This window comes from Mesorhizobium sanjuanii (genome assembly GCF_002529485.1).
GTDB lineage: Bacteria > Pseudomonadota > Alphaproteobacteria > Rhizobiales > Rhizobiaceae > Mesorhizobium > Mesorhizobium sanjuanii.
On sequence record NZ_NWQG01000141.1, the window covers coordinates 1 to 2,311 of the forward strand.

At 67.7% G+C, this 2,311-nt stretch carries 3 protein-coding genes; all 3 read left to right on the forward strand.

Annotated elements, in window-relative coordinates; translation table 11 throughout:
* Window positions 1–1,051, forward strand: a 1,051-nt coding sequence (locus tag CN311_RS20600; protein ID WP_097575559.1) for a cobyrinic acid a,c-diamide synthase CobB, incomplete at its 5' end; no start/stop codon positions are given.
* Window positions 1,048–1,815: an adenosylcobinamide-GDP ribazoletransferase gene (locus tag CN311_RS20605; RefSeq protein ID WP_097575560.1), complete on the forward strand. Its 768-nt coding sequence runs from the start codon at window positions 1,048–1,050 to the stop codon at window positions 1,813–1,815. The genes CN311_RS20600 and CN311_RS20605, both read left to right, overlap by 4 nt.
* A 24-nt stretch (window positions 1,816–1,839) precedes the next feature.
* Window positions 1,840–2,311, forward strand: a 472-nt coding sequence (locus CN311_RS20610; protein ID WP_208866547.1) for a nicotinate-nucleotide--dimethylbenzimidazole phosphoribosyltransferase, incomplete at its 3' end; no start/stop codon positions are given.

A 2,311-nucleotide genomic window follows, 5' to 3' on the forward strand; every position in this document is an offset into this window, starting at 1 on the left:
CGCCATGGGCCTGTTCGATGGCATACCCGCGCCGGCCGGACGCTCCGGCTCCGCCGCCGACCTCGCCCGGCTCTACGGCCTGCCGGTGCTGCTGGTGCTCGATGTCTCCGGCCAGTCGACCACGGCCGCAGCCGTCGCCAAGGGTTTCGCCACCTATGATCCCGACGTGCTCATGGCTGGCGTCGTGCTCAACCGGCTGGGCAGCGAACGCCACCGCCGGCTCTGCGGCGAAGCCGTCGAGGCAATCGGCCTGCCGGTGGTCGGCGCCATCCTGCGCGACCCCTCGCTCAACCTGCCGGAACGCCATCTCGGCCTCGTCCAGGCCGGCGAATATGAGAACCTGATGGCCCATCTCGACCGCCTTGCCGACATGGTCGAACAATCGCTCGACCTCGATGCCATCATGGCGCTGGCGGCGCCATTCACGCCGGCACCGGGCAATTTCAGCGACGCATTGCCGCCGCCCGGCCAGCGCATCGCATTGGCGCAGGATGCCGCCTTTACCTTTCTCTATCCGCATGTCGCAGCCCACTGGCGCAAGGCCGGTGCGGAAATCGTTCCCTTCTCGCCGCTCGACGACCAGGCGCCGGCAGAAGATTGCGACGTCTGCTGGCTGCCGGGCGGCTATCCCGAGCTTCACGCCGGCCGCCTCGCGGCGGCGGCGAATTTCCACACCGGCATGCAAGCCTTCTCGGCGACCCGGCCCGTCCATGGCGAGTGCGGCGGCTTCATGGTGCTGGGTGAAGCGCTGGAAGATGCGGAGGGCGAGACACACGGCATGCTTGGCCTGCTCGGCCATTCGACCAGTTTTGCAAAGCGCAAGATGAATCTCGGTTATCGCGAGGCGCGGCTGCGTGCCGATTGCCCGCTGGGGGCCGAGGGGACGCTGATCCGCGGCCACGAGTTCCACTATGCGCAGATGATTGCGACCGGCAATGACGAGCCGCTGGCCGACCTCGCCGACGGCCAGGGCAATCCGCTGGGCGCCTCAGGCTACCGGCGCGGCAATGTCAGCGGCACCTTCTTCCATGCCATCGCGAGAGGTGCATGACCGCAGTCCCCTCAACCCGGCAGGCGCTCGACGACATTGCGCTTTGCCTCGTCTTCTTCACCCGGCTGCCATTGCCGGTTTTCGACGTTCGCGGACGTACCCTCGCCGCCGCGATCTGGGCAGCTCCGCTGGCCGGTCTCGCCGTCGCCCTGATTGGCGCCGTGGTCTATGCCGTCGGGATAAAACTCGGTCTCGCCGGCGGACCGGCGGCAGCCCTTGTCCTCGCCTCCATCCTGCTCGCCACCGGCTGTCTTCACGAAGACGGGCTTTCGGACGTCGCCGACGGTTTTGGCGGCGGCAAGACGCGTGAGAAAAAGCTGGAGATCATGCGCGACAGCCGCATTGGCGCCTATGGCGCCTGCGCGCTCGGCCTGTCACTGCTGATCCGCTGGAGCGTCCTCGCACAGTTCGCCACTCCGGCAGGGGCCCTCTTCGCTCTCGTTGCAGCCCATGCCGGCTCGCGTGGCCTGCTCGGCGCTTTCATGCATTTCTTGCCACCAGCCCGCGACGACGGCCTCTCGACCGGAGCGGGCGCCGTCTCGGCCGAAACGGCTGCTCTCGGCGCCGTACTTGGCGCGCTCGCGCTGCTGGCGCTTGGGCTGGGCGGAGCTGTCGTCGCGCTGATCCTGCTTGGACTCCTGTTCACCGCCTTCCGCGCGCTCTGCCTCAACCAGATCGGCGGCCAGACCGGCGATACCGTCGGCGCGCTACAGCAGCTCGCCGAGATCGCCCTCCTGCTCGTCGCTTCCGTTTCCCTATCCTGACTCTCTTTCGGAGAAATCTTTCCCATGTCCTTCAAATCGCTTGATGAACTGCGCGCGGCCTGCCTCGACCTTCCTGCCGGCAGCGATACCGCGGCGGCAGCAGTGGCCCGCCGTCAAAACACGCTGACCAAGCCACAGGGCAGCCTCGGCCGGCTGGAGACCATAGCCGCCTGGCTGGCGCGCTGGCAGGGCCGCGACATGCCGAAGCTCGACCGCGTGAAAGTCTTCGTCTTTGCCGGCAACCATGGCGTCACCGCGCAAGGCGTGTCGGCCTTCCCGTCGGAGGTCACCGTGCAGATGGTGGCGAATTTCGCCGGCGGCGGTGCTGCCATCAACCAGCTTGCCCGCATCGCCGGCGCCGAACTCGACGTCATCCCGCTCGACCTCGACCGCCCGACCGGCGACTTCACGCAAGAGCCGGCAATGGACGAAAAAGCCTTCCTCGCCGCCGTCTCGGCCGGCTACGGCGCGGTGACTGGGGATATCGACCTCGTCT